5 protein-coding genes are annotated in these 5,399 nt (G+C 42.2%); 4 read left to right on the top strand and 1 reads right to left on the bottom strand.

What is annotated here, in order from left to right:
- Positions 1-106: 106 nt before the first annotated feature.
- Entirely contained in the window at positions 107-1,612 is a 1,506-nt protein-coding gene (locus QZZ35_RS08750; RefSeq protein ID WP_291234341.1) for a DUF1846 domain-containing protein, read from the bottom strand.
- Positions 1,613-1,762: 150 nt separating this feature from the next.
- Between QZZ35_RS08750 and QZZ35_RS08745 the strand changes: the two genes are divergently transcribed.
- The 4 genes from QZZ35_RS08745 to carB form a co-directional block, all read left to right on the top strand.
- A complete protein-coding gene (locus QZZ35_RS08745; RefSeq protein WP_291237055.1) occupies positions 1,763-3,004 on the top strand; it encodes a M16 family metallopeptidase in 1,242 nt (413 codons plus the stop codon).
- A complete protein-coding gene (locus QZZ35_RS08740) occupies positions 3,001-3,438 on the top strand; it encodes a DUF1700 domain-containing protein (protein WP_291237054.1) in 438 nt (145 codons plus the stop codon). The genes QZZ35_RS08745 and QZZ35_RS08740 overlap by 4 nt, the downstream gene beginning before the upstream one ends.
- A gap of 12 nt (positions 3,439-3,450) precedes the next feature.
- A complete protein-coding gene (rlmH, locus tag QZZ35_RS08735; protein WP_291237053.1) occupies positions 3,451-3,930 on the top strand; it encodes a 23S rRNA (pseudouridine(1915)-N(3))-methyltransferase RlmH in 480 nt (159 codons plus the stop codon).
- 126 nt (positions 3,931-4,056) lie between these two features.
- Positions 4,057-5,399, top strand: a 1,343-nt coding sequence (gene carB / locus QZZ35_RS08730) for a carbamoyl-phosphate synthase large subunit (RefSeq protein WP_291237052.1), incomplete at its 3' end; no start/stop codon positions are given.

Raw genomic sequence — 5,399 nt, 5'->3', positions numbered from 1 at the left:
ATAGAATAAAAGATAGTAGTATTATGAGCTTTTACACATAAAATATACATTTAAGTGTAAAAAAGAGCACCGCGGTTAAGCAGTGCTCAATAAATTGAAATGTTGTTTAGTTGTAAGATAAACTGTCTGAAGGATAGAAAGGATCGCTTGTGACATCAATTCCCAACTTTCTTAATGACTGTTCATCGTTGCGGGTGAGCATGATCGTTGAGTGGGCCTGAAGACCGCGGAGTTTGCTCAGATTATCCATGGCCAGCTGTGCTACCGGATTTGTCACTGCGCTGATACTTAAGGCAATTAAGATCTCCTCAGTATTTAACGCTGTATATTTATTGTGAAGATGGGTGCCTTTAAGGTTGATCATCGGCTCAAGGATGTTTGGTGAGATCAGAAGAATCTCATCGGAAATACCTGCAAGATATTTGATCGCATTTAAGATCATGGCACCGCAGGAACTCATCAATTCAGATTTTTTACCGGTGATGATCTGACCGTCGTCCATCTGGATCGCACAGACAGAACAGATATCATTATTGATCAAAATACCTTTGTATTTTTCTGCCAATTCCCGTGCAGGAAGGACAACACTTCGGTCTTCCTGTTTTAATTCCATATTTTCCATGATCATATGCATGCGCTGCATGGCATCTTCATCAATTAATCCCTTTTTATATTCACAGCATGTCTTAAAATAACGGCGAATGATCTCCTGTCGGGAAGCTTCCTGGACAACTTCATCGTCAATAATACCGAAGCCGACACGGTTTACACCCATATCTGTCGGAGATTTATAAACGGATGGTTCATTCGTAATACGCTCAATAATACGGCGCACAACCGGGAACATCTCAAGATCACGGTTGTAGTTGACGGCCATCTCACCGTAAGCATCCAAATGGAAAGAGTCGATCATATTGACATCTTTTAAATCCACAGTTGCAGCTTCATAAGCCACATTCAGAGGATGTTTTAAAGGCACATTCCACACAGGGAAAGTTTCAAATTTTGAGTAGCCGGCAGATTTTCCAAGACGATGTTCGTGATAAAGCTGGTTTAAGCAGGTAGCAAGTTTACCGCTTCCAGGTCCCGGAGCAGTGACAACAACAATTGGCTTTGTAGTTGTAATATAAGGATTGCGTCCGTAACCTTCACTGCTGACGATCGTGTCAACGTCTGTCGGGTAGCCGAGGATCGCTTCATGTGTATAGACTTTGATGTTCCGGCGTTCCAGTTTGTTGATGAAAACAGTAGTGGCCGGCTGTCCGCTGTAACGGGTGATGACAACACTGTTGACTTCAAGACCGTATTCTCTGAGATCATCAATAAGACGCAAAACATCCATATCATAAGTGATGCCGAAGTCACCACGGATCTTATTACGCTCAATATCACCGGCATAAACACAGATGATAATTTCTGACTTGTCCTTCAGCTGCTGAAGAAGTTTAATCTTGGCATTCTCATCAAAGCCTGGTAAAACACGTTTGGCGTGAAGGTCTGAAATAAGCTTGCCGCCAAATTCAAGATAAAGTTTATCATAGTTATTTACACGTTCAAGAATATATTTTGACTGTTCAAGAATATATTTGTCCGGATCAAATCCGATTTTCATAACAAGTTCCCCCTGTATTTTAATCATAGCAACAGTATAACACAATTTACGACAAGGATACAATCGGGTCTTCATAAAAATATGCTGTTATTTTAATAATTTTTATAGTATACTGGAATGTATTGAACAATATTGGTAAGAGGGATTGGAATGATACATCAGCGACAATTAAAAAATGGTATTCGCATTATTATGGAAGAGATGCCATCCTATCGGTCCGTTTCCATCGGAGTGTGGATTCGGGTCGGCTCTATGTATGAGAATAAACAGACGAACGGCATGGCCCATGTGATCGAGCATATGCTCTTTAAGGGTACAAAAAACCGGACAGCGGCAGATATTGCCAATGAGATGACAGCGCTTGGAGGTAATATGGATGCCTTTACGTGTAAAGACTGTACATGTTATTATGCGAAGACCCTTGACATTTATGCGAAAGAAGCAATGGATATTCTTGGGGATATGATCAGTCATTCCCTGTTTGATGAGAAAGAATTAAAAAAAGAGCTGGGAGTTATACTGGAAGAGATTGATATGTACGAAGATTCTCCTGAGGATCTTGTGCATGAGCATCTTCAGATGGAAGTGTGGAAAGATCATCCCTTAGGCTTCCTGATTTCCGGAGAGAAAGAAGTGGTTTCCAAATTTGACCGGCAGCAGCTCATGGAATTTTTTAATAAGTACTATGTGGGCAAAAATATCGTCATTTCCGTTGCCGGACATTTTGATGCGGATGAAATGACCGGGTGGATTAAAGAATCTTTTGGAAATATTCCTGAAGGACAGAAATCGGATCCGGGACCGGTTCCTGATTTTCATCCGGTTGTCTGGAAACGGGAGAAAGATATTGAACAGAATCATTTATGTGTGGCTTTTGACTGCTGTTCGATTCTCAGTGATGAACGTTATGTGATGACAGTGGCCAATAATATTCTCGGCGGCAACATGAATTCCAGGATATTTATGAAAATACGGGATGAACTTGGACTGACTTATGCAATCTATTCTTACGGAAGTTCTTATGAACAGACCGGGCTTTTTCAGATTTATGCAGCGATGCAGCCGTCCCAGACAGAACAGGTGCTGAAAGAAATTTTTAAAGAGATCGACCGGGGCATAAAGAATGGTATCAGCCGTGAAGAGCTGGATATCGCCATTCGGCAGATTCAGGCGGAGCTTATTTTAGGCTATGAGAGCAGTTATAACCGGATGAGCAGCCTTGGAAAGTCGCTGCTTCTTCATGATCGGGTGATCACTCTTGAGGAGGAACTCGAACATATCCGGCAAGTGACAGAAGAAGATGTGCGCCGCTTTTTTGAAAAATATTTGAAAAAAGATCAATGCAGTATTGCTGTCGTTGGAAATGGTGTTTATGGAGAGGAGGAACTATGACAAAACAGGAATTTTTTATGAAATTGCGAGAAACGCTTTCGGATGAGCTGAATGACCGACAAGTCAATGAACAGGTACAGTATTATGAGGGCTATATAAATGAACAGATCCGTCTTGGCCGAAGCGAGAGTGAGGTGCTTGATGAGCTCGGAGATCCGAGAAGTATTGCTCATAATATTATTGATGGCATTGAGGCCGGAGGAAGCAATGCCGGTTACAGTGTTTACGAAGAATACACTGAGAATGGGGAAAATGCCGGACAAACAGAACCGACATGGAAGGCAAAGTTTAAAGTCTATGGAACAATGGCGGTCATTCTCTGCATTATTTTTGTCGTTCTCATGCTTGTGACACGGCTCATCATATGGCTGCTTCCGGCGATTGTTGTTGCCGGTGCCATTCTTTGGATCATCAAAAAGATCAATGGGCAGTAGGGAGAGCCGGGTATGAAGATCAGTATTTTATGTGTGGGAAAGATCAAAGAGAAGTTTTTCCGAATGGGAATCGATGAATATGCAAAACGGCTTGGACGCTATTGTAAGCTGGAGATTATCGAAGTGGCTGATGAGAAGACGCCGGACAATGCCAGTGCGCATGAAGTGGAGCTTATTAAAGATAAAGAAGGAGAGCGCATTTTAAAAAATATAAGCAGCGATGCTTTTGTGGTGGCTCTCGCTATTCAGGGCAAACAGCTTTCTTCCGAAGAACTGGCATCGAAGATTGAAAATCTGGGTATCCAGGGGACAAGTCATATCCAGATGATCATTGGCGGATCACTCGGACTCTCGGATAAGGTGTTAAAAAAGGCAGATATGCTCTTAAGTTTTTCAAAAATGACCTTTCCTCATCAGCTGATGCGGGTAATTTTGCTGGAACAGATTTACCGGAGTTACCGCATTATTCAGAACGAGCCTTATCATAAATAATTGTCAAAAATTGGATATTCAGTAAAAATTTTTACATAAAGATGGAATCTGGCATTGCTAGACCATCTTTTTTCATGTATAATATTTGTTGAAAATTAGAAGATTAACAAACGGGAGGAAAAAACGATGTCTCAAAGAAAAGATATCCATAAAGTTCTGATTATCGGTTCCGGTCCGATCATTATCGGACAGGCATGTGAATTTGACTATTCAGGAACACAGGCATGTAAAGCCCTTAAAAATCTTGGCTATGAAATCGTGTTGGTCAACTCCAATCCGGCGACTATTATGACAGACCCGGAGATTGCTGATGTGACGTACATTGAACCATTAAATATTGACAGAATCGAGCAGATTATTGCGAAAGAAAGACCAGATGCACTTCTTCCGAACCTTGGAGGACAGTCAGGTCTTAATTTATGTACTGAATTATCTGAGGCAGGTATACTTGAAAAGTACAATGTTGAAGTTATCGGTGTACAGGTCGATGCCATTGAACGTGGTGAGGACCGAATGGAATTTAAGAAAACTATGGAAAGCCTCGGTATCGAGATGGCGCGCAGTGAGATTGCATATTCTGTTGAAGATGCACTTCGAATTGCTGATGAACTGGGCTATCCGGTCGTTCTTCGTCCGGCTTACACGATGGGCGGTGCCGGCGGCGGACTTGTTTATAATGTAGAAGAGTTAAAGACAGTCTGTGCGCGTGGTCTTCAGGCCAGCCTTGTTGGAGAGGTCCTTGTCGAAGAATCCGTTCTCGGCTGGGAGGAATTGGAATTAGAAGTTGTTCGTGATGCGAACAACAATATGATTACCGTTTGTTTTATTGAAAATATTGACCCTATTGGTGTTCATACAGGAGACTCTTTCTGTTCCGCACCAATGCTGACAATTTCTGAGGAAGTTCAGAAACGTCTTCAGGAAAAATCTTATAAGATTGTTGAAGCGATCCAGGTTATCGGCGGAACAAACGTACAGTGGGCACATGATCCAAAGACAGACAGAGATATTATTATCGAGATCAACCCGCGTACATCCCGCTCATCTGCACTGGCTTCCAAGGCGACAGGTTTCCCGATCGCTCTTGTATCCGCAAAACTGGCAACAGGACTTACTCTGGAAGATCTTCCATGCGGCAAATACGGCACATTGGATAAGTATGTTCCGGACGGAGATTATGTTGTTATCAAGTTTGCACGCTGGGCATTTGAAAAATTCAAAGGCGTTGAAGACAAACTCGGTACTCAGATGCGCGCAGTGGGCGAAGTTATGAGTATCGGTAAAAACTATAAAGAAGCTTTCCAGAAAGCGATCCGAAGCCTTGAAACCGGACGTTACGGTCTTGGACATGTGAAAGACTTCGATACAAAGACAAAAGAGCAGCTTCTCAAGATGCTGATCTCCGCATCCAGCGAACGTCATTTCATTATGTATGAAGCTCTTCGCAAAGGTGCAACTGTAGAAGAGAT

Source organism: Frisingicoccus sp., from assembly GCA_016298055.1.
Lineage (GTDB): Bacteria > Bacillota > Clostridia > Lachnospirales > Lachnospiraceae > Frisingicoccus.
The sequence above is the reverse complement of the archived record's forward strand: the minus strand, read 5'-3'. Positions and strand labels throughout refer to the sequence as shown.

Bases quoted from the DNA above. Each gene is read 5' to 3' on its own strand.
- rlmH (WP_291237053.1), top strand. From the start codon at position 3,451: ATGAAGATCAGTATTTTATGTGTGGGAAAGATCAAAGAGAAGTTTTTC.
- QZZ35_RS08740 (WP_291237054.1), top strand. From the start codon at position 3,001: ATGACAAAACAGGAATTTTTTATGAAATTGCGAGAAACGCTTTCGGAT.
- QZZ35_RS08745 (WP_291237055.1), top strand. From the start codon at position 1,763: ATGATACATCAGCGACAATTAAAAAATGGTATTCGCATTATTATGGAA.
- QZZ35_RS08750 (WP_291234341.1), bottom strand. From the start codon at position 1,612: ATGAAAATCGGATTTGATCCGGACAAATATATTCTTGAACAGTCAAAA.